At 70.9% G+C, this 18,646-nt stretch carries 19 protein-coding genes and 2 pseudogenes; 8 read left to right on the plus strand and 13 right to left on the minus strand.

Features of this window, described 5'->3' with window-relative positions; genetic code table 11:
* Position 1 precedes the first annotated feature (1 nt).
* Entirely contained in the window at positions 2-1,258 is a 1,257-nt protein-coding gene (locus ACGFYQ_RS31880) for a DUF6777 domain-containing protein (RefSeq protein ID WP_393749655.1), read from the minus strand.
* A gap of 163 nt (positions 1,259-1,421) precedes the next feature.
* Here ACGFYQ_RS31880 and ACGFYQ_RS31885 point away from each other — a divergent pair, with 163 nt between their 5' ends.
* From ACGFYQ_RS31885 to ACGFYQ_RS31895, 3 genes are read left to right on the plus strand one after another with little or no spacing between them, the layout of a single operon-like run.
* Complete coding sequence (locus ACGFYQ_RS31885) at positions 1,422-2,255, plus strand: YndJ family protein (RefSeq protein ID WP_393749656.1); 834 nt, start codon at positions 1,422-1,424, stop codon at positions 2,253-2,255.
* Positions 2,252-2,794, plus strand: coding sequence for a DUF1990 family protein (locus ACGFYQ_RS31890; RefSeq protein WP_393749657.1), 543 nt, complete (start codon positions 2,252-2,254; stop codon positions 2,792-2,794). The genes ACGFYQ_RS31885 and ACGFYQ_RS31890 overlap by 4 nt, the downstream gene beginning before the upstream one ends.
* Positions 2,795-2,814: 20 nt before the next feature.
* Positions 2,815-4,254 carry a lipase maturation factor family protein gene (locus ACGFYQ_RS31895; RefSeq protein ID WP_393749658.1) on the plus strand — a complete coding sequence of 480 codons (1,440 nt, stop codon included), beginning with the start codon at positions 2,815-2,817 and terminating at the stop codon, positions 4,252-4,254.
* Here the strand turns inward: ACGFYQ_RS31895 and ACGFYQ_RS31900 are convergent.
* Both ACGFYQ_RS31900 and ACGFYQ_RS31905 read right to left on the minus strand, forming a co-directional pair.
* On the minus strand, positions 4,240-5,223 hold the full coding sequence (locus ACGFYQ_RS31900; protein ID WP_393749659.1) for an NAD-dependent epimerase/dehydratase family protein: 984 nt from the start codon (positions 5,221-5,223) through the stop codon (positions 4,240-4,242). The genes ACGFYQ_RS31895 and ACGFYQ_RS31900 overlap by 15 nt on opposite strands.
* Before the next feature lie 244 nt (positions 5,224-5,467).
* Positions 5,468-5,641 carry a hypothetical protein gene (locus ACGFYQ_RS31905; RefSeq protein WP_393749660.1) on the minus strand — a complete coding sequence of 58 codons (174 nt, stop codon included), beginning with the start codon at positions 5,639-5,641 and terminating at the stop codon, positions 5,468-5,470.
* 341 nt (positions 5,642-5,982) lie between these two features.
* Between ACGFYQ_RS31905 and ACGFYQ_RS31910 the strand changes: the two genes are divergently transcribed.
* Positions 5,983-6,441: a hypothetical protein gene (locus ACGFYQ_RS31910; RefSeq protein ID WP_393749661.1), complete on the plus strand. Its 459-nt coding sequence runs from the start codon at positions 5,983-5,985 to the stop codon at positions 6,439-6,441.
* 19 nt (positions 6,442-6,460) lie between these two features.
* On the opposite strand, the gene ACGFYQ_RS31915 is transcribed toward ACGFYQ_RS31910, so the two are convergent.
* Complete coding sequence (locus ACGFYQ_RS31915; RefSeq protein ID WP_393749662.1) at positions 6,461-7,948, minus strand: SDR family NAD(P)-dependent oxidoreductase; 1,488 nt, start codon at positions 7,946-7,948, stop codon at positions 6,461-6,463.
* Between the two features lie 270 nt (positions 7,949-8,218).
* On the opposite strand from ACGFYQ_RS31915, the pseudogene ACGFYQ_RS31920 reads away from it, so the two are divergent.
* Positions 8,219-8,962 (plus strand): annotated as a pseudogene (locus ACGFYQ_RS31920) (DMT family transporter); the annotation flags it as partial.
* Between the two features lie 105 nt (positions 8,963-9,067).
* Here the strand turns inward: ACGFYQ_RS31920 and ACGFYQ_RS31925 are convergent.
* The gene (locus tag ACGFYQ_RS31925) at positions 9,068-10,330 is read right to left on the minus strand and encodes a transglycosylase family protein (RefSeq protein WP_393749663.1); all 1,263 of its coding nucleotides are present in this window, start codon (positions 10,328-10,330) and stop codon (positions 9,068-9,070) included.
* Between the two features lie 185 nt (positions 10,331-10,515).
* On the opposite strand from ACGFYQ_RS31925, the gene gndA reads away from it, so the two are divergent.
* Positions 10,516-11,961 carry an NADP-dependent phosphogluconate dehydrogenase gene (gene gndA / locus ACGFYQ_RS31930; protein WP_393749664.1) on the plus strand — a complete coding sequence of 482 codons (1,446 nt, stop codon included), beginning with the start codon at positions 10,516-10,518 and terminating at the stop codon, positions 11,959-11,961.
* 304 nt (positions 11,962-12,265) lie between these two features.
* On the opposite strand, the gene ACGFYQ_RS31935 is transcribed toward gndA, so the two are convergent.
* The 3 genes from ACGFYQ_RS31935 to ACGFYQ_RS31945 all read right to left on the minus strand — a co-directional run bounded on the left by ACGFYQ_RS31935 (position 12,266) and on the right by ACGFYQ_RS31945 (position 13,726).
* On the minus strand, positions 12,266-12,604 hold the full coding sequence (locus tag ACGFYQ_RS31935) for a GNAT family N-acetyltransferase (protein ID WP_393749665.1): 339 nt from the start codon (positions 12,602-12,604) through the stop codon (positions 12,266-12,268).
* A 29-nt stretch (positions 12,605-12,633) separates the two neighbouring features.
* A complete protein-coding gene (gene panD, locus ACGFYQ_RS31940; RefSeq protein ID WP_393749666.1) occupies positions 12,634-13,053 on the minus strand; it encodes an aspartate 1-decarboxylase in 420 nt (139 codons plus the stop codon).
* 436 nt (positions 13,054-13,489) lie between these two features.
* The gene (locus tag ACGFYQ_RS31945; RefSeq protein WP_393749667.1) at positions 13,490-13,726 is read right to left on the minus strand and encodes a hypothetical protein; all 237 of its coding nucleotides are present in this window, start codon (positions 13,724-13,726) and stop codon (positions 13,490-13,492) included.
* 441 nt (positions 13,727-14,167) lie between these two features.
* On the opposite strand from ACGFYQ_RS31945, the pseudogene ACGFYQ_RS31950 reads away from it, so the two are divergent.
* Positions 14,168-14,749: pseudogene (locus tag ACGFYQ_RS31950) on the plus strand (integrase core domain-containing protein); the annotation flags it as partial.
* Positions 14,750-15,267: 518 nt separating this feature from the next.
* Here ACGFYQ_RS31950 and ACGFYQ_RS31955 read toward each other — a convergent pair.
* From ACGFYQ_RS31955 to ACGFYQ_RS31970, 4 genes are all read right to left on the minus strand, one after another.
* Positions 15,268-15,963 (minus strand): DUF6766 family protein, encoded by a 696-nt coding sequence (locus ACGFYQ_RS31955; protein ID WP_393749668.1) that lies wholly within the window; start codon positions 15,961-15,963, stop codon positions 15,268-15,270.
* A gap of 83 nt (positions 15,964-16,046) precedes the next feature.
* Positions 16,047-16,424 (minus strand): hypothetical protein, encoded by a 378-nt coding sequence (locus ACGFYQ_RS31960; protein ID WP_393749669.1) that lies wholly within the window; start codon positions 16,422-16,424, stop codon positions 16,047-16,049.
* A gap of 50 nt (positions 16,425-16,474) precedes the next feature.
* On the minus strand, positions 16,475-16,951 hold the full coding sequence (locus tag ACGFYQ_RS31965; RefSeq protein WP_393749670.1) for a hemerythrin domain-containing protein: 477 nt from the start codon (positions 16,949-16,951) through the stop codon (positions 16,475-16,477).
* A gap of 13 nt (positions 16,952-16,964) precedes the next feature.
* Positions 16,965-17,240 (minus strand): isoamylase early set domain-containing protein, encoded by a 276-nt coding sequence (locus tag ACGFYQ_RS31970; protein WP_393749671.1) that lies wholly within the window; start codon positions 17,238-17,240, stop codon positions 16,965-16,967.
* Positions 17,241-17,512: 272 nt separating this feature from the next.
* On the opposite strand from ACGFYQ_RS31970, the gene ACGFYQ_RS31975 reads away from it, so the two are divergent.
* Positions 17,513-17,917, plus strand: a complete 405-nt coding sequence (locus ACGFYQ_RS31975) for a hypothetical protein (protein WP_393749672.1) — start codon at positions 17,513-17,515, stop codon at positions 17,915-17,917.
* Positions 17,918-18,044: 127 nt separating this feature from the next.
* Here ACGFYQ_RS31975 and ACGFYQ_RS31980 read toward each other — a convergent pair whose 3' ends face one another.
* Positions 18,045-18,371: a plasmid stabilization protein gene (locus tag ACGFYQ_RS31980; protein WP_393749742.1), complete on the minus strand. Its 327-nt coding sequence runs from the start codon at positions 18,369-18,371 to the stop codon at positions 18,045-18,047.
* Between the last annotated feature and the right edge of the window lie 275 nt (positions 18,372-18,646).

An 18,646-nucleotide genomic window follows, 5' to 3' on the forward strand; every position in this document is an offset into this window, starting at 1 on the left:
GTCAGGCGCTCTCCAGCGGGTAGCCGGGGTCGACCGGCGGCGGCTGCTGCTCGTCCGGGACGACGTTGGGGTCGAAGGGGTCGTACGGGAGCTGCGACGGGTCGGTCGGGATGTCCGGCGCCACCTCGGACGGCTGGTCCGATGGAACGTCCATGGGAACGTCCGAGGGCAGGTCGGACGGCGGCAGGTCGGACAGCGGCCCGTCCTCCGGCGACAGGTCGTTCGGCGGCTGCTGCTGTTGCTGCGGCGGGTTGGCCGGGCCGGGCGGCAGCGCCGGATCCTGCCGCTGCCCCTCGCCCGGCGCGGCCTGTGCGTTCGGCGGCTGCGACGAACAGTCCTCGGGCCCGGCCGCCGGCGGCGCGGTGCGGGCGAGGCTGTTCCTGTCAGAGGTCGGGCAGGGCTCGGCGGGCGCGGCCCCGGGCGGGGTGACGGGCCCGGTGGGGATGCCGTCGGCCGGGTCGAACTCGGGCAGCACCTGCGGGGTCCGGTCCTGGGCTCCGTCGTCGCCCCTCTTGCGCTCGATCCAGGTGTTGTCGGCGATGTTGACGATGACCAGGTTGTTGATCACGTGGGTGGTGGGCTCGATGACCACGACCTGGTTGGGCTGGTAGCCGTTCCACGGGTCGCCCTTGTGCACCGGGGAGCCCTTGGGGGCGCGCGGCGCGAGCAGCGGGTTGCCGCAGGCGCAGCGGACCCGGGGCATCCCGTGCTGGTCGACGAGCACGGCGGTGCCGGCCTGGAGGACGGCCTGGAAGCTGTCGGCTCGGCCGTCGTGGAAGCCGTGGCTGGTGACCCGGGTGTCGGCGCGGAGCACCACCGGGGTGAGGCCGCGGAGGAATTCGGGGATCTTCGCCTGTTCGATGTCGGATGCCTTGGCGAAGGCGCGGGCCTTGGCGTTGTCGGCTGTCAGGGAGCGGACCTGCTGTTCCACGTCGCAGCTGCCGAGCCGTTCGGTGCCGCCGTACAGGCCGGGGGTGCCCGCGTTCACCGTGCGGATGCCCTGCCCGGTCGGGTTGGGCAGCGGGGGCTGTACGGGGGCGGACTCGGCGGTGGCCGAGGTGGCCGTGAAGGGGGCGGGGCCCGCGGCGGCCACGGGCTGGAGGTGGACCTCCTGGCTCTCGGATCCCGCGGCCCCGCGCGGCTCCTCGGAGCCGCCGCATGCCGCGGCGAACAGGCCGAGGGCCGCGAACAGAGCGGCGCCAGCCGGTGCATGACGGCGCGGCGCCTGACGAGGTGTCGGAGGTGTCGGTGCGTACACGTGGATCTCCCTTTTCGCCCCGGATGCTCCCTCTTGTCTGCCGCATCCGCGCGAAGGCCGCAACCGGAGCGCTTCTTGAACATGTTCAAGGAATCCCATAGAGTCACGGCCGTGGATTGAACGCGTTCAAAGCGTTCGGCCGCAACCGGGAGGGGAGCCCGCGGTGACGGTACTGGTGAACATGATCGTCACCCTGGGCATGCTCTACGTGGTCCCGGCCGGGCTGCGCCTGATCGACCCGGCCGGGTTCCGCCGGGCCGCCCGCCTGTGGCCGCTGCCCGCCACCCTCGGCGCGGTGTCCCTCTGGCTGCCGCGCGGAGCACTCGCCACGACGCTCGCCGCACTGTACGCGGCGGCCACGCTGGCCCTCGCGGTGCGGGCCCCCGCCGTCCTGACAGGCAAGACACCCCCTGGCCCCGCGGACGTCGCGGTGGCCACCGCGCTGGTCTCGCCGTCGATCGCCGGAACCGCCATGGTCGCCGAGCGCGCCGGTCACCGGCTGTTCGGCTTCGACCTCGACATCCTGGCGCTCACCGTGCCCCACTTCCACTTCGCCGGATTCACCGCCGCCCTGGTCGCCGGTCTGGTGTGCCGGGCCGCGGTACCCGGACCCGGCGCGCGCCGGGCCGCGTACAGCGTCCCCGCGGGCACCCTGCTCGTACTCCTCGGCTACTTCGTCGACGACTGGGCCGAACTGGCGGGCGCGGTGGTCCTGACCGGCGGGATGTGGGCCGTGGCCCTGCTGACCTGGCGGGAGATCCGGCCGGCCGGAAGAGACCGGACCACGCGGGCGCTGCTCGCGACCTCGGCGGCGGTCCTGCTGGCCACCATGCTGCTCGCCCTGTGGTGGGCGGTCGGCGAGGCCACCGGGATCGCGCACCCCACCTTGACCTGGATGGCCGCGACCCACGGCCTCGGAAACGCCCTCGGATTCGCCCTGTGCTCGGTGCTGGCCTGGCGCCGACTGACCGCAGACCGACAGGAGACCACGCCATGACCCGCCTCATCAGCGCCGGCCGGAACGCCCTCAGCTACCCCGACCGGGGCGCCACCGCCGAGCGGCCGCTGCCCGCCGGATACCACCACCTGCACCACCGCACCCGCATAGGGCACGGCCGGGCCGCCTTCGAGGCCGCCGGCATCGCGGTGACCACCTTCCAGGCGCACCGGGCCTCGGGCATGCGGGTCCGCGGCGACATCGACAGCACCGTCGCCGTCCGGACCGGCAACCGCGTGACCGTCGGGATCGGCTCGGGGCCGCTGCGGATCGACGCTCCGTGCCAGGTGGTCTGGACGGCGTACGAGCCCGCCCGGATCGGTTTCGCGTACGGGACCCTGACGGGCCACCCGGAGTGCGGGGAGGAGTCCTTCATCGTGGACATGGACCGGGACGGCGTCGTGTGGTTCACGGTGACCGCCTTCAGTCGCCCCGCCTGCTGGTACACCCGGCTCGCGGGCCCGGTGGTCCCCTTCCTCCAGCTGCGCTACGCCCGCCATCTGGGCCGCCACGTGCGCAGGCTGGCCACCACCGCCTGACCGGTCCGATACTGGAGGCGATGGACTGGTTCACGGCGCCCGGGTACTGGCTGGGCCGGCTGGTCTTCCAGCGGGCCCTCGCCGGTGTCTACCTCTTCGCCTTCGTCGGGGCCGCCCTGCAGTTCCGGGCCCTGATCGGGGCGCGGGGCATGCTGCCCGTACCGCGCTACGTGCGGTACGTGCCCTTCCGGCGCGCCCCGAGCCTGTTCCAACTGCGCTACTCCGACCGGCTGTTCGCCGGATGCGCCTGGGCCGGGGCGGTACTGGCCGCCGCACTGGCCGCCGGCGCCGGGGACGAGGTGCCGCTGGGCGCGGCCATGGGGATGTGGGCCCTGCTGTGGCTGCTCTACCTCTCCATCGTGAACGTCGGGCAGACCTGGTACTCCTTCGGCTGGGAGTCGCTGCTGCTGGAAGTGGGATTCCTCGCCGTCTTCCTCGGCAACGCGCGGGCCGGGCCGCCGGTGCTGGTGCTGTGGCTGCTGCGGTGGGTGCTCTTCCGGGTGGAGTTCGGCGCGGGACTGATCAAGATCCGCGGGGACTCCTGCTGGCGCAAGCTCACCTGCCTCTACTACCACCACGAGACGCAGCCGATGCCGGGGCCGCTGAGCTGGTTCTTCCACCATCTGCCGAAGCCGCTGCACCGGGTGGAGTGCGCGGCCAACCACGTGACCCAACTGGTCGTCCCGGTCCTGTTGTTCACTCCGCAGCCGGTGGCCTCGTACGCCGCGGGGATCATCGTGGCGACGCAGCTGTGGCTGGTGCTGTCGGGCAACTTCGCCTGGCTGAACTGGCTGACGATCACGCTGGCCCTGTCGGCCGTGGACTTCACCGGGCTCGCTGGCGCTCCCCCGGCCGCGGCCTCGCGGGCGGCTCCGGTGTGGTTCGTGGTCCTGGTCTGCGCGGTGACCGTGCTGGTGCTGGCACTGAGCAGGCATCCCGTGCTCAACATGGTCTCGCGCCGCCAGGTGATGAACCGCTCCTTCGACTCGCTCCATCTGGTCAACACCTACGGGGCGTTCGGCACGGTGGGCCGGATCCGGGACGAGGTGGTGGTGGAGGGAACCGCCGACCGGATGCCGCACGCGGACGGGGACTGGCGGGAGTACGGCTTCAAGGGGAAGCCGGGCGGACTTCGCAGGATTCCGCGCCAGTTCGCCCCGTACCATCTGCGCCTGGACTGGCTGATGTGGTTCGCGGCGCTCTCCCCCGGCTATGCGCGGGACTGGTTCGGGCCGTTCGTGGAGCGGCTGCTGGCGGGCGACCGGGACACGCTGCGGCTGCTGCGCCACAACCCCTTCCCGGACGCGCCGCCCCGCTATGTCCGCGCCCTGCTGTACCGCTACCGGTTCACCACCTGGCGGGAGCTGCGCGAGACGGGTGCCTGGTGGCACCGCACACTGCTGCGCGAGTACCTGCCGCCCACCCGGCTCGCGGAAGCCGCCTGGTCAGAGCCCGAGTAGCGCGGCCTCCCGCTGCGCGTCGAGGCCCGGGGCCGGCCGGTCGGGACGCTGCGGGGCGATCCCGCCGAGGCTCTGGAGCCAGGCCCAGGTGTCGGCCACGGTCTCCTCGACCGGGCGGCACTTCAGGCCCGCCGCCAGGGCCTTGGACACGTCACCGCCGTGCATGTACTCGTGGGGCTCGCCCGTCCCGGTCCAGACCGGCAGCTCGGTCCAGGGCTGGACGCCGGCCTCCAGGATCGGGGCCGGGTCGGTCCAGCGCAGTTCGGCGGTGCCGCCGGTGGTGGCGGCGCAGGCCTCCAGCAGGCTGCCCATCGTGGCGTGCCCGGCCGGGGAGACCACGTCGTACGCGCCGCTGAGCCCGGCGCCGGCCGCGTCCAGGGTCCAGCGCGCGAGGTCGCGTACGTCGATGTACTGGAGCGGGAGTTCGCGCGGGCCGGGGGCGAGCACCGGGCCGCCGCGGGCGGTGCGGTGCAGCCACCAGGGCAGTCGGCCGACGTTCTCGTACGGGCCGAGGATCAGCCCGGCGCGCACCAGCAGGGCGCGGTCGCCGAAGGCGTCCAGGGCGGCCAGTTCGGCGCCCCGCTTGTCCTCGGCGTACGCGACGGAGGCGGCGTCGGGCGAGCCCTCCACGACCGGGCCGTCCTCGCCCTGGCCGGCCGGGGCGGGGTAGGCGTACACGGAGCGGCTGGAGACGTACACGTACCGCCCGGCACGCTCGCGCAGCAGGCGGGCGCTGTCGCGTACGGCGGTGGGGGCGCCGCCCCAGGTGTCGACGACGAGGTCCCACTCCCCCTCGGCGAGGGCGTCCAGGCCGCCGGGGGCGGTGCGGTCGCCGTGCAGGGCGGAGGTGCCCGGCGGGGGCGCGTGGTGGCCGCGGTGGAAGACGGTCACCTCCCAGCCCCGGCCGAGGGCGTCCTCGGTGATCGCGCGTCCTACGAATTCGGTTCCACCCAGCATCAGCAGCTTCATGCGGCTCAGCCTGCCGGGGCGGCCGGGCCGCGGGAAGTGGTGATCGCTTTCAGCGATGACGCTCACGGCGTACGCGGTTCGGGAACCCGCGCGGCGGCGTCCTCGACGGGACAGGGCAGCGCCCCCGGTGCGGGTGGGCACGGGGGCGCTCTGTACCGCTCTTCACTTCGGACGGGTCGGTCCGGTCGCTCAGGACGGTCTGGCCGACCCGGCCGATCCGGTCGCTCTCGTCACTCAGGTCGCGCTAGTCGACGCCGGGCAGGATGTGCGACTCCGCCAGGTCGTCCTCGTACCCCGCCAGCCGGATGGGGGCGGACCGCGCCCAGACTTCGAGGCTGCCGAGTTCGTCGGTCCGCGACTTGGGCCGCGGCCCCGGTCGCTCCAGCAACGTCGGTTCGGGCTTCGTGGTTTCTGTCACCGCGCACTCCTTAGTGTCGCGCAACCCGGCAGGCGGACCGCGCGCCGGGCAAGGGCTTCAAGGGTTTCCGGACGCGGTGGCGCCTTGGTGGAGCGTGGCCCGGATGGGGCCTTCTTGATGCCCCAGAGTACACATATGAGCGGGCCTCCGCTCGATAGAAAGGCAAAAACCGCGTCGCCCTCTTGTTTTCGCCGCGAGTTCAGGAAGTCTTCGACCCGCGGGTGCGTCAAGCATGGTCCGCTCGACGCCGGATGCGCGCGGGGGCGACGGAGGGAGCGGCGGTGGCGAGGTCCGGAATGCGGGGGTTCGAAGTGCCGTACATCTCAAGCGTTCCGGAGCTGATGGATCTTCTCCATGCCTGCCGCGACGGCCGTGGGATGCGGACCGCGGCCCTGCTGCGCCGCGCACACCCCTTCGACAAGGAGCTCCAGATCGCGGGGCTCGTACAGGATCTCGGCGAACTGCTCCGTCCGGGTGACGGAGCGTCCCGGACCGATTACGCGGAGGCGGTCCGCCCGCTGCTCGGCGAGCGGGTGACCCGGCTGGTACGGCTGCAGGCGCGGGCCGGGGACGAGGCCGGGCTCCGCGCGCTGGCGGCGTCCGGACCGGACGGCGAGGCGGCGGCGGCCCTGCGCCAGGCACATGACACGGCCGACGCGGCGGGCCTGGACGCGGGCGTGCTGGAGGACTGGCGGCCGGTGCTGGAGCTGGTCGCGGCGGGCGCCTACCGGGCCGTTCACGCCCGGAACGGGAACGACCCCCTCGGTTCGCCGAGGGGGTCGATCGCGGGGATCCAGTAGGGCCGGGGGCCGGGGCGGACTACCAGTTCGCGGGGGCGTAGTCCTTGAGGAAGACGCCGAACAGGTCCTCGCCGGCCTCGCCGCGCACGATCGGGTCGTAGACGCGGGCCGCGCCGTCGACCAGGTCGAGGGGGGCGTGAAAGCCCTCCTCGGCGAGGCGTAGCTTGTCGAAGTGCGGGCGCTCGTCGGTGATCCATCCGGTGTCGATCGAGGTCATCAGGATGCGGTCGGTCTGGAACATCTCCTGGCCGCTGGTCCGCGTCACCATGTTCATCGCAGCCTTGGCGGCATTGGTGTTCGGGTGCCCCGCACCCTTGTAGCCGCGACTGAAGACGCCCTCCATCGCCGAGACGTTGACCACGTACGCACGCCCGCTGGACGCCTTCCGGGCCGCCTCGGCCATCGCAGGCCGGAGCGCGCTGATCAGGATGAACGGCGAGGTGTAGTTGCACAGCTGGGTCTCGAGCAGCTCCACCGGGGAGATCTGGTCGATGGTCTGCACCCAGGTGTTGGACTCGACTACGTCCGGCAGCAGGCCGCCCGCGTCGATGGCGGTGCCGTCGAGGTGCCGTTCGAGGCTGGCGTTGCCCGCGACCAGGGCGAGGTCGGCGACCTTCTGCGCCTCGAGCCCGCTCACGCCGATGGGCAGTGCAGCCAGGCCGTCGACCGCACCGGAGTTGAAGGCGCCGATGACGTGGTGGGCGGGGAGCTCGCCCGCCGGCAGCGGGGCGCTCTCCCCCTCGACCAGCGCGGCGTACGCGGTGGGCAGGCGGCGCACGGTCTGCGTCGCGTTGTTGATCAGGATGTCCAGCGGACCGGCCTCGGCCACCTGGTCTGCGAGCGCCACGGCCTGGGCCGGGTCGCGCAGGTCGATGCCGACGACCTCCAGGCGGTGCATCCAGTCCGCCGAGTCCTCCATCGCCTTGAAGCGGCGGATGGCATCCTTGGGGAAGCGGGTGGTGATCGTGGTGTGGGCGCCGTCGCGCAGCAGCCGCAGCGCGATGTACATGCCGATCTTGGCCCGGCCGCCGGTGAGCAGCGCGCGCTTGCCGGAGAGGTCGGCGCGGGCCTCGCGCTTGGCGCGGTTCTCGCCGGCACAGCTCGGGCAGAGCTGGTGGTAGAAGTAGTCGACCTCGACGTACCGCGTCTTGCAGATGTAGCAGGAGCGCGGGCGCTGGAGTATTCCGGCGATCCGGCCGGTCTCCGTTACCGAGGAGGGCAGGATGCCCTCGGTCTCGTCGTCGATGCGCTCGGCGGAGCCGGTGGCGGTCGCCTCGGTGACGGCCTTGTCGTTGGCGGTCTTGGCGGCGCGGCGCTCCTGGCGGCGGCGCTGCTTGACCGTGCGGTACAGGCCGGCGGTGGCGCGGCGTACGGTGATCGCGTCGGGGTGGTCGACGTCGAGCTTGTCCAGCTCGTCGAGCACGCTGAGGCAGAGGGCCAGCCGCTCGGGGTCGATGCCCGGTCCGTATGCGTGCCCGTAGTCCTGGCTGTCTTCGGTCACCGTCATGGCCGCTGCCGTTCCTTGATCACTCGTCCGCATCCGCCTGCTGCGGAAGTCCCCAAAAGGGGAACTGTACGGATCCGACGCGCCCGGGACAAAACCCGCTGCCCCCGGGCTCACATAACGCGTGCGCGGTGTCACCGTACGCGTCCGGACGTGGCCTTTCGGCGCCACCCCGCATGCCTGATCGCGTACTCCTGTACTACGCCAGGAGTATGACCCGTGACCCCCTGTGGGCGGAGGAATAGCGAAGTCGGGTCGGGCATTGTGGACTTCATGAGTGCACTGGCGCTGTCGGCCCTGCTCTGCCTCGTGTCCGCCCTTGCGTACGCGGGTGGCGCGATCGTCCAGGAACAGGTCGCGGCGACCATGCCGAACCGCCCGTACGCGCTGCTGCGGCGGGGCGGCTGGTGGGTCGCGGTGGGGCTGAACTGTCTCGGCGCCCTGCTGCACGTGGTGGCCCTCGCGTACGGGCCGCTGAGTCTGGTCCAGCCGCTCGGCGCGCTCACGATCGTCTTCGCGCTCCCGATGGCAGCGGTCTTCGTACGGCGCCGGGCGGGCGCCGCGGCCTGGCGCGGGGCGGTGCTGGCCACGGTGGGGCTGGCCGGGCTGCTGGCCCTGACCGGCGGGGACGGGCGGGCGCAGGCCCTGGCGGGCGGTGAGCGGAGCCTGCTGCTCGTCACGACCGCGGCCGGGGTGGCGGCGCTGTTCCTGGCGGCGCACCGGATGCACCGGGCGGTGCTGCGCAGCGTGCTGCTGGCCGCGGCGGCCGGGACGGCCTTCGGCATGGCGTCGGTGTTCACCAAGTCGGTGGCCGAGAGCGACTCGCTGGGCACGCTGGGCCTGGGCACGCTGGGCGCGCTGTGGCCCGATCTCGCGGCGATCGCGGTGCTGGCGTCCGGCGGGCTGCTGCTCTCGCAGGCGGCCTACCGGGGCGCCGGGCTGACCGCGCCGCTGGCCACGGTGACCGTGGTCAATCCCGTGGTCGCGGCGGCGGTCGGCATCTCGCTGTTCGACGAGGGCTTCCGGTACGGAACGGGAGGCACGGCGGCGGCCCTGGCCAGCGCCGTGGTGGCGGCCACCGGGCTGGTCCTGCTCACCGCCGTGCCTTCGCACGTACGCGGGTCAGATGTCGACTCCGTGGGAGCGGAGGTACTTCAGCGGGTCGATGTCGGAGCCGTAGCCGGGTCCCGTCCGCATCTCGAAGTGCAGGTGCGGGCCGCTGGAGTTGCCGGTCGAGCCGGAACGGCCGATCCGCTGGCCTCCGGAGACCTGCTGGCCGGACTTGACGCCGAGCGCCGACAGGTGGGCGTACTGGGAGTACCGGCCGTCGGTGTGCCGGATGACGACCTGGTAGCCGTATGCACCGGCCCAGCCGGCGGAGACGACCTGTCCGGGGCCGACCGACTTGACGGAGGTTCCGGTCGCCACCGGGAAGTCGACGCCCGTGTGATAGCCGCTGGACCAGGAGGAGCCCGCGACGCGGTAGGCGGTACCCATGGAGGCGTCGACGGGGGCGGAGAATCCGCCCGCGGCCGGCTTCTGCTGCGCTGAGGCGGGCTGCGGCGCCGGCTTCTCGACGGGCTTCTCGGCCTGCTTCTCCACCGGTTTCTCGGCCGGCTTCTCCGCGGTCTTGGCGGCCGGCTTCTCCGCCGCCGGCTCCACGGGCTTCACCGGGTCGGCCGTGCGCGGCGGCTTCTCCGGGTTCTGCGCCGGCGGCGCCGCGGTGATCCGCAGGGTGAGCCGCTGCCCGGGGAAGATCATGTCCGGATTGCTTCCCACGGTGGCGCGATTGGTCTCGTAGAGCGCCTGCCAGCCGCCCTCGACGTGCTGCTCGGTGGCGATCGCCGAGAGCGAATCGCCGGGCGCGACCACATACGGGTTCGGCAGCACGGAGGTTCCGGTGGGGCGGGGCACGGTGGCCTTGGTCTGCCGCGTCTCGGCCTTCGCCCCCTGCGCCCCCTGCGCCTTCGGGTCCTGACCCTGTGGCGCGACGGCGGGCGACGCGGCGCTGCGGCTGAGGCCGGCCTGCTTCCCGCACTGCGGCCAGGCCTGCGGCCCCTGGCCCTTCAGGACCTTCTCCGCGACCGCGACCTGCTGGTCCTTGGTGGCCAGGTCGGCGCGGGCGGCGAAAGCGGTACCGCCGAAGGCCCGCCAGGTGCTCTGGCTGAACTGGAGGCCGCCGTAATAGCCGTTGCCGGTGTTGACGTGCCAGTTGTTCGTCGACTCGCAGGCGGCGACCTTGTTCCAGGTGTCCACGGAGGCGCCGTGCGCGGCTCCGGCGCCGATGAGCGGGAGCGCGATCCCGGCGCCGCCGGCGGTGACGGCGAGCGAGGCGCGGTTGATGCTGCTCGGCTGATACCGGCGGTGCCGGCCCCGTACACCCATGGGAGCCCCCATCGAAGACATCAGGAACCGCACAACCTAACGTCACGATCAGAGCATGACAAGGGGCGCAACAGGGCGCCCTCCAGCGGAATTTGACACTCTCTCGGCGGCGATCGGACCGGTAGCCGCCCGCGTCGATGTAGCGTCGGCATTCCCCGCACACCGAAGCACGCAGGAGCGCAACGATGAGCACCAGCACAGCCCAGATCGGCGTCACCGGGCTCGCGGTCATGGGCAGCAATCTCGCCCGGAACTTCGCCCGCAACGGTTTCACCGTGGCCGTCCACAACCGCACCGCCGCGAAGACCACGGCGCTCGTGCAGGAGTTCGGCCACGAGGGCAGGTTCGTGGCGGCCGAGTCCGCGAAGGAGTTCGTCGACGCGCTGGAGCGCCCCCGACGCCTCGTCATCATGGTGAAGGCCGGGGATCCGACCGATGCCGTGATCCGCGAGTTCGCGCCGCTCCTGGAGGAGGGCGACGTCATCATCGACGGCGGCAACGCGCACTTCGAGGACACCCGGCGCCGCGAGAAGGAGCTGCGCGAGCAGGGCATCCACTTCGTGGGCGTGGGCATCTCGGGCGGCGAGGAGGGCGCGCTGCTCGGCCCGAGCATCATGCCCGGCGGCTCGGAGGAGTCGTACGCGTCCCTCGGCCCGCTGCTGGAGAAGATCGCCGCGAAGGCCGCCGACGGGACGCCGTGCACCTCACACATGGGCCCCGACGGTGCCGGCCACTTCGTCAAGATGGTGCACAACGGCATCGAGTACGCCGACATGCAGCTCATCGCCGAGGCGTACCACCTGCTGCGCGAGGTCGCGGGCTACTCCCCCGCGAAGATCGCGGAGACCTTCCGGACCTGGAACCGGGGGCGCCTGGACTCGTACCTGATCGAGATCACGGCGGAGGTGCTCGCCCACACGGACGCCGCGACGGGCCGCCCGTTCGTGGACGTCGTGGCCGACGCCGCCGAACAGAAGGGCACCGGCCGCTGGACCGTACAGATCGCCCTGGACCTGGGCGTGCCGGTGTCGGGGATCGCCGAGGCGGTGTTCGCCCGGGCGGTCTCCGGCCACGCGGACCTGCGTACGGCCGCACGCGGGCTCGGCGGCCCGACGGCCGCCGCCCTCTCCCCGGAGGCGGCGGAGGCCTTCGCCGCCCAGGTGGAGGAGGCCCTGTACGCCTCGAAGATCGTCTCGTACACCCAGGGCTTCCACCAGATCCAGGCCGGCAGCCAGGAGTACGGATGGGGCATCGACCTGGGCGCGGTGGCCTCGCTGTGGCGCGGCGGCTGCATCATCCGGGCCGCGTTCCTGGACCGGATCCGGGCCGCGTACGACGCGCGGCCCGGGCTTCCGAGCCTGCTGGCGGACGCGCACTTCGCCGAGGAGATCGGGGCGGCCCAGGAGGGCTGGCGGTCCGTGCTGGTGGCGGCGGTGCGCCAGGGCATCCCGGTGCCCGCCTTCGCGGCGTCGCTGGCGTACTACGACGCCCTGCGCACGGAGCGGCTGCCCGCGGCCCTCACGCAGGGGCAGCGCGACTTCTTCGGGGCGCACACCTACCGGCGCACCGACCGCGCGGGCTCGTTCCACACCCTCTGGAGCGGTGACCGCTCCGAGGTCCAGACGAGCTGAGGCCGCTCAGCTCCAGGGCCCGGGCTGCGGTATCGGCGCGGGCCCTGGCGGCGGAGGCACCGGGTCCGGCTCCGGGAAGGGGCCGGGCACGGGCGGCACGGGGCGCGGGATCGGCCCGGGGTCGGGGAACGGGCTGGGGTCCGGGGTCGGCTCGGGCTCGGGCACCGGTGGCTGCGTCTCTTCGAGTTTTCGCACCATATGGCCATTTTCCCGCGACGGCGCGAGAAATGCCCCTACGGGGCCTGCCGGGCCCCGGCCTGGGCCCGGGCCTGAGCGCCCTGGGCGAGCAGCCCGAGCGGGTCCGTCACCAGAGTTCCGAATCCGCGGCGAGCTGGAGCTTGGCCGCCGACACGACCTCGGCGGCCGGCTCGGGCGCCTGGTCGGGGTGCTTGGCGGCCCAGCTCGCCGCGTACGGGCAGAGCGGAACCACGGGCACGCCCTCGGCGGCGGCGATCCCGTAGAAGGTCTTCACCAAATCCCCGGCGATGCCCCGGCCCTCATGGCCCGGCTCGACGACGGTGTGCACCGCCACCAGGGCGTGCGGGGCCTCGGCGAGCACGAAGTAGGCGATGAACCCCACCGCCGTCCCGCCCTCGACGGCCAGCAGCCTTCCGGCCTTCCGCTCGTCCGTGAACTCGACCATGGTCCCCCACTCCCCTCAGACGGCTCAGGTCAGACAGCCACGGCGTGCGGGCTGCGCTCCTGATCCGTACCCGGCACCGGGGCGGAGGGATCCGCGCCCAGCTCGACGATCCGATTGTCGCCGTCGACATGCACGACGCGGGGCTTGAGCACCCTCGCCTCGGCGTCCTCGACCTGCGCGTAGCTGATGAGGATGACCAGGTCCCCGGGGTGCACCAGATGCGCGGCGGCGCCGTTGATCCCGATGACCCCGGACCCGCGCTCCCCCTCGATGACGTAGGTCTCCAGGCGCGCGCCATTGGTGACGTCCACGATGTGGACCAGCTCCCCGGGCAGCAGATCCGCGGCGTCCAGCAGATCGGCGTCGATGGTCACGGATCCGACGTAGTGCAGGTCGGCCTGGGTGACGGTGGCCCGGTGGATCTTGGACTTGAACATGGTGCGCAGCATTTTGGACTCCTGGAAGACGGCTCCCTGCCCGCTTTCTGCAGGTCAAGGGCGTCCTGCACTCTACACCGGCAGACGTAGGATCGGAGATCCTAAGGAAAATCGGCTGCCTCTGACGAGAAGGCTCCTGGCCTGCACTTCTGTGGGCACCAGGCTGTTGTGACGCTGCCGACCAGGCGTCGCATCGGATAGCCGCTTCGGACTGTGGGGGGACCGATGCTGACCAGATGCTGACTTGCCTGACGGCACGTCACGCAGATTGGGAGGGCTCAGGCCGACACTCGCTTCCCCCCGGGGCACCTCAGACTTGCCCACCATGATCAAGCAACCGGTCGTCGCAAGGCAGGTCGCACCCTCCGCATCCAAGCCTGTTGCCGTACTGCCATTTCCTTAGAGTCCCCCCCGAGGTCAGCCCACTGGCTCGAATCCGTTATAGGAATCATTCCTGAACTTCAACGTTCCAATCGGCCGGGAGGTCGCCGTCGCAGAGGGCGCACACGAACCACCCGTCCCGGCCGATATTGAGACCTAGGCAATCCACGCACCGGCGAAAGATCACCGCGTGTGTGAACCCGTCCGGCCGCTGGATACCGGCCAGATCGAGCGCATGGGCTACTGAAAGCCAGGAAAGCACATCCGGCCCGTAGCCCGTGGACAGATTACTTATCTCGCTCACCCGCCAGGTGTTCTCGCTTTGCGCGAAGCGGATTTCACCGGCACCTAGGACTGCTTTCCCGCCGGCGCATGCAACATGCTCACTTCCCCTAGGGGCCAGTAGTAGGGTCCCCGTTACGTCCACAACGTATGTCTGCATTTCTTCGAGGTCGGCCCGCGTCAGCTGTTCGACCCCCCGAACCGCACGTCCTTTTCCCCAGTTCTGCGTCTCTTGCAGTAGATGTTTAGGCCCCACATACGAATACCGCCGTTGCATATTCATTGTACGCCGGGGTCCGCGCCTTCGGGAGTAGCTGCAATTATCCTCGCCTCGATATGGTCTTTCAGTGGTGCCGGGATACCTGGACCCCATGAGTCCCATCCCGCGAAAAAATAGTGCTCTCTGAGGCTCGTGCCGTATGGCCCGGTAGTCGGCCCACCGTCGTTCTGAATCCGCGTGATCCGCCGCTACGAACGCGAGAGGCCAGGCGAGCTGATCCACGTCGACGTGAAGAAACTCGGCCGGATCCCCGACGGCGGCGGCCACAAGGTGCTGGGCCGCCAGGCCGGACGGGCCAGGAAGAGCGGCGTGGGCTACGACTACGTCCACTCCGCGGTCGATGACCACACCCGCCTGGCCTACAGCGAGATCCACACCGACGAGAAGGCCGACACCTGTGCGGATTTCCTGCGCAGGGCCGCCGAGTTCTTCGCCGGCCACGGCATCGACCGGATCGAACGGGTCCTGACCGACAATGCCTGGTCCTACCGCAAGGCCAAGGCCTGGAAGAAGGCCCTCGCCGACCTCGGCGCGGCCGGCAAGCGCACCCGCGCCTACCGGCCGCAGACGAACGGCAAGGTCGAGCGTTTCAACCGCACCCTGCTCGACGAATGGGCCTACCTGCGGCCCTACACCTCCAACGACGAGCGGACCGCCGCCCTGGCAGACTTCCTCCACACCTACAACCACCACCGCTGCCACACCGCACTCGGCGGACACCCGCCCATCACCCGAGTCAACAACGCTGCGGGTCAATACACCTAGAACGCCGCAGGGCCGCACGATGGGACCTGTGCCATCGCAGGTTTCGGTCTGGTGGTCGCGGTAGCCGATCCAGTCCCGCTGTCCGGCGGCAGTGACCTTCTGGCTGTATCGGGCCTCGGAATCATGCGGAGTGACGATCTCCATGCCCGACCACGGCACTCGTACCGAAGCAGGATCGGGTCGGCCGTCCGCTGGCTATTGCCCCTATTGCGCCGTTCCGTGGTCCGGCGGGGCTCACCTTCGTCCGGGCTGAGGATGAAGACCTCAGCCTCGAATCGGGTGTGGTCGGCGAATGGTTTTCCCCCTTGGCCGGTCGGGATGGGGCAGGCGGGTGAGGGCGTGGCTCCCGACGGCAGCGCGCTGCCCGCAGAGGTGTTGCTCGAGCAGTGGCAACACCAGAGGCCCACCCGCCCGTGACCGACTGCGTCAGCTGAGTGTCAGCGCGGTCGTGATCAGGTCCCTGGCAGCCTCCCCGCAGGCGGCAGAGGCTTGAATTGGGGATTACCGGCCGGGGCTGGTCAGCCTTCGATGCCAGTGGTGGTGTGGGCGGCACCGACCGGTTTGGATTCAGGGGAGCCGCGCTGGCGGAGGTAGATGGACAGGACGACCATGGCGGCGACGGCGAGGAGTTCGGACTGCCAGTTCTGCAGGGTCCGGTTCCAGAAATCAGGGGTGGCCACGTAGCCGGCCCAGCTGACAGGATCCTCGAGTTGGCGGAGCTGCTGGTCGTTGTAGGCGGCGGTGCCGGTGATGGATTGGGCCAGCCAGGAGAGCACGAACAGGGTGCCCATGACGGTGCCCAGGGAGCGGGCGTAGAGGGTCTGGCGCCAGTCCTTGGTGCCCGCCCAGCGCGGCGAGTCGGGGCGCGCGTGGTCGCCCATGCGCTGCTCCTGCTCGCTTTCGTTACCGGCTTTGTGGACCTTCTTGGACTCCGGGGAGCCTCGCTGGACGAGGTACACCGTGCCGAAGATGTAGAGGAAGAACTGCAGGAACTCCGATTGCCAGTTCTCGGTGACGTCCACGGCGAAGTCGGATGAGGTCAGGTATTCGCCGAAGCTGAGCGGCTGGAGGCCGTCGACCGTCATCTGTTCGTTGAACTCGGCGTGCCCGGCGATGGCCTGGCAGACGAGCACCACCAGGAAGGCGATGCCGAAGGCGAGGGTCAGGCTGTTCTCCCGCCAGAGCCCTTTGCGCGTTTCGCGGCTGTCGGTCATCGCTGGAGCACCCCGATGGTGATGAAGTAGCCGAGCCCGCCCAGGATGACCACCAGGGTGGCGACGAACAGGATCCGCACGCCTCATGCCCCCTTGATCAGGCAGTCGTAGGGCTGGTCGGGCCGCGGTGTGCAGCCGGCGGCGACGACCTTCCAGCCTCCGGTGAACAGCGACAGGAACAGGGTGTCGCCCGTCATACGCACCATCGCCTGCCGCCCGTACGCCTCTACCCCTTGGATACCGCGCGTCCTGGGCAACTCCTGCGACGCGAATGCGGCGGGACAGGCCTTCTGCTCGTCCTGCTCCAGCTGTTTGCGGGTCTGCGGAGCCAGTAGCCCGCAAGCCCGGACGTGGTCGTCGGCCGCGACGGCGGCTTCGAAGGCGGCTCCTGCCGCGGCTGCGGCGTCCTGTCGTGCCGCAGGGGCCCCGCACCCGGCCGCTGCGATCACCGCCGCTGCCACCAGACCCAGTCTGCCGCAGGGGCGGCCGGCTGTCCGGCGCCGTGGTCGGGTCACTTCGAGTCGGCGCTGGGAACGGCCAGGGGATCGCGTGGGGCCTGCTTCTTCCCGGCCTCCAGCTCACCGCCCAGCTCCGTGAGTCTGTTGCGGCCCATCACCTTGCGGACCTCCGGGAACCAGTCCTGTTCCTCTTCCTCGACGTGGTGGCGGACCTGTTCCATCAGCACGCTCATCTTGGCCTTGAACCGCTCGTCGCCGGGGTCCATGTCCTTGATCTCAGACAGCATCCACACCACCGCGTGGTGCTCCTCGATGCTCTCCAGGATGTGATCCGTCGTGTCGGGTGCGGCCTCGCGGGCGGCCGGGTAGAAGAATTTCTCCTCGATCCAGGCGTGGACGGTGAGCTCCTCGATCACCTCGTCGGCGAGCCGGCGGCGTTCGGCCGTGTCGTCGTCGGAGGTCTTCTCGAACCGCTTGAACAGCTTCTCGACGGTCTTGTGGTCCTCGCGCAGCAGCACGATCGCATCCATGGGGCACTCCTCGTCAGGTGTTGACGCGGCTGTTCGTGCCGTCATGGCCGTCGGCCTGATCGTCGTCGAACCAGTGGTCGCCGGCCGCCAGGTACCGGAATGAGTGGCCTCTGTGCGTGGGCAGGACCACCGTGGCCGCGCGCATGCCGTCGCCCCGGACCTGGAGCGGGTGCGCGGCGGGGTCCCAGTGGTTGAAGTCCCCCACCACGCTGACCGGACCGTCCGGGGTGTCGGCGGGAAGAACGAAGGTGATCTGCGTGCGGCCCTTGAGTTGCTTGCGTTCGAGCATGGATGACTCCTGACTGGCGAGTGCTGGCCGAAGCCCGAGCACCCTCGCACAGTGCTCATCGCCCCGACTCCGCACACGCCGCCGGAAGGGAAACGGTCACTCACCTGGAGGCAGGGGCGAAGCCCCCGCCGGGCCGGCGGCTCGTGGCCGCCCTTCCGCATCGTCTGTCGGTCACCCCGTCGGACACGTCGTGCGAGCCCGAGCACCGCAACCCCGGTGGGGCCCGCACCGTTGAAGCCGGGGTAGCGGCCACGAAATGAGGCGAGATTCCTGTGAGCAGTCGTGCGTTCCTCTCCGCAGGGGCCATTGAGGCCCTCCGGCACATGAAGGAGACACGGGAGATCAACACGGTGGTATTGCGCCGTGCGGATCCTGCGGGCGCCTTGGTGGTGGAGGTCGAGGCCAACTTGACCCACGAGGAGCTGCTCCAGGCCCTGCCCGACGGGGAGCCGCGTCTGGTCGTCCACGAGCTGTCCTTCGCCTCCCGGGAGGGCGCACGCAGACACGAACAGCTGTTGATCCTTTGGCAGCCTACTGCTGCCGGCGGCGGTGAGACGGACAACTACGCAGCGGCCTTCGCGTCCCTCAAGGACTGCCTTGCAGATGCCCGCGTCCACCTGATCGCTGAACGAACGGACCAGCTGGAGTACCGGAAGCTCGTCGCCCTGGTCGGCTGAGGCTGCACGACGGCGGCGCAGAACAGCGCCACCCGGGACGCGGCTGCGTGCCGCCCACTGAGCGGAGCGAGCCCGGACCGGACGCTGGGCGCTCCGCTGGCCTGGTGGGAGTGCGCGGCGGCCGGAGTCAGTGGCCAAGGGCGTTCTTCAGTTGTTGCTTGGTCATGGTCGAGCGGCCCTCGATGCCGCGCTTCTTCGCCTCTTGGTAGAGGTCGTCCTTGGTCCGCTCAGACGAGCCGCCGCCACTGGACTTCTGGCCGCCCCGCTGCGAGGCAGATTTGCCCTGGGTCGAGCTGCGGCTCGAGGTCTTGCTTTCCCCGGATCGCGCGCGTTCCTTGTTCACGGTGCGGGAGGCCATTTCCTCGGCACGGGACTCGGACATACCGCGCTTCTCGCCGGATTCCTTGATGTGCTCGTACTGGCGCTCGCGCTTGGAGCTGGATCCTCTGGGCACGACGAATCCCTTCATCGACGGTGCGTACAAGGCCATCGTGTGCGCACCCGGAGCGTTCCCGCATCTCCCGCTGGTCCCCGCGGACGACGGCCGAACTGCCGTCGGGACGGCGGCGGCAACTTCCGGGCCGGCCCGTAGCTGCCCGGGCAGAAGCCATGCATCCAGTTCCGGCGCCGACACGGGGAGGTCGGTCCGGTCCTCGATCGACGGCAGACCCCGCAGGCGCCGATCGTCGCGCGCGTATCTGGTGAGATGGACATGCAGCGCGCCGAAGG

This window comes from Streptomyces sp. NPDC048258, assembly GCF_043201995.1.
GTDB lineage: Bacteria > Actinomycetota > Actinomycetes > Streptomycetales > Streptomycetaceae > Streptomyces.

Coding starts and splice junctions, on each gene's coding strand:
- ACGFYQ_RS31890 (WP_393749657.1), top strand. CDS start 2,252: ATGACCCGCCTCATCAGCGCCGGCCGGAACGCCCTCAGCTACCCCGAC.
- gndA (WP_393749664.1), top strand. CDS start 10,516: ATGAGCACCAGCACAGCCCAGATCGGCGTCACCGGGCTCGCGGTCATG.
- ACGFYQ_RS31895 (WP_393749658.1), top strand. CDS start 2,815: ATGGACTGGTTCACGGCGCCCGGGTACTGGCTGGGCCGGCTGGTCTTC.
- ACGFYQ_RS31970 (WP_393749671.1), bottom strand. CDS start 17,240: ATGCTCGAACGCAAGCAACTCAAGGGCCGCACGCAGATCACCTTCGTT.
- ACGFYQ_RS31900 (WP_393749659.1), bottom strand. CDS start 5,223: ATGAAGCTGCTGATGCTGGGTGGAACCGAATTCGTAGGACGCGCGATC.
- ACGFYQ_RS31925 (WP_393749663.1), bottom strand. CDS start 10,330: ATGGGTGTACGGGGCCGGCACCGCCGGTATCAGCCGAGCAGCATCAAC.
- ACGFYQ_RS31910 (WP_393749661.1), top strand. CDS start 5,983: ATGGATCTTCTCCATGCCTGCCGCGACGGCCGTGGGATGCGGACCGCG.
- ACGFYQ_RS31965 (WP_393749670.1), bottom strand. CDS start 16,951: ATGGATGCGATCGTGCTGCTGCGCGAGGACCACAAGACCGTCGAGAAG.
- ACGFYQ_RS31955 (WP_393749668.1), bottom strand. CDS start 15,963: ATGACCGACAGCCGCGAAACGCGCAAAGGGCTCTGGCGGGAGAACAGC.
- panD (WP_393749666.1), bottom strand. CDS start 13,053: ATGCTGCGCACCATGTTCAAGTCCAAGATCCACCGGGCCACCGTCACC.
- ACGFYQ_RS31935 (WP_393749665.1), bottom strand. CDS start 12,604: ATGGTCGAGTTCACGGACGAGCGGAAGGCCGGAAGGCTGCTGGCCGTC.
- ACGFYQ_RS31915 (WP_393749662.1), bottom strand. CDS start 7,948: ATGACGGTGACCGAAGACAGCCAGGACTACGGGCACGCATACGGACCG.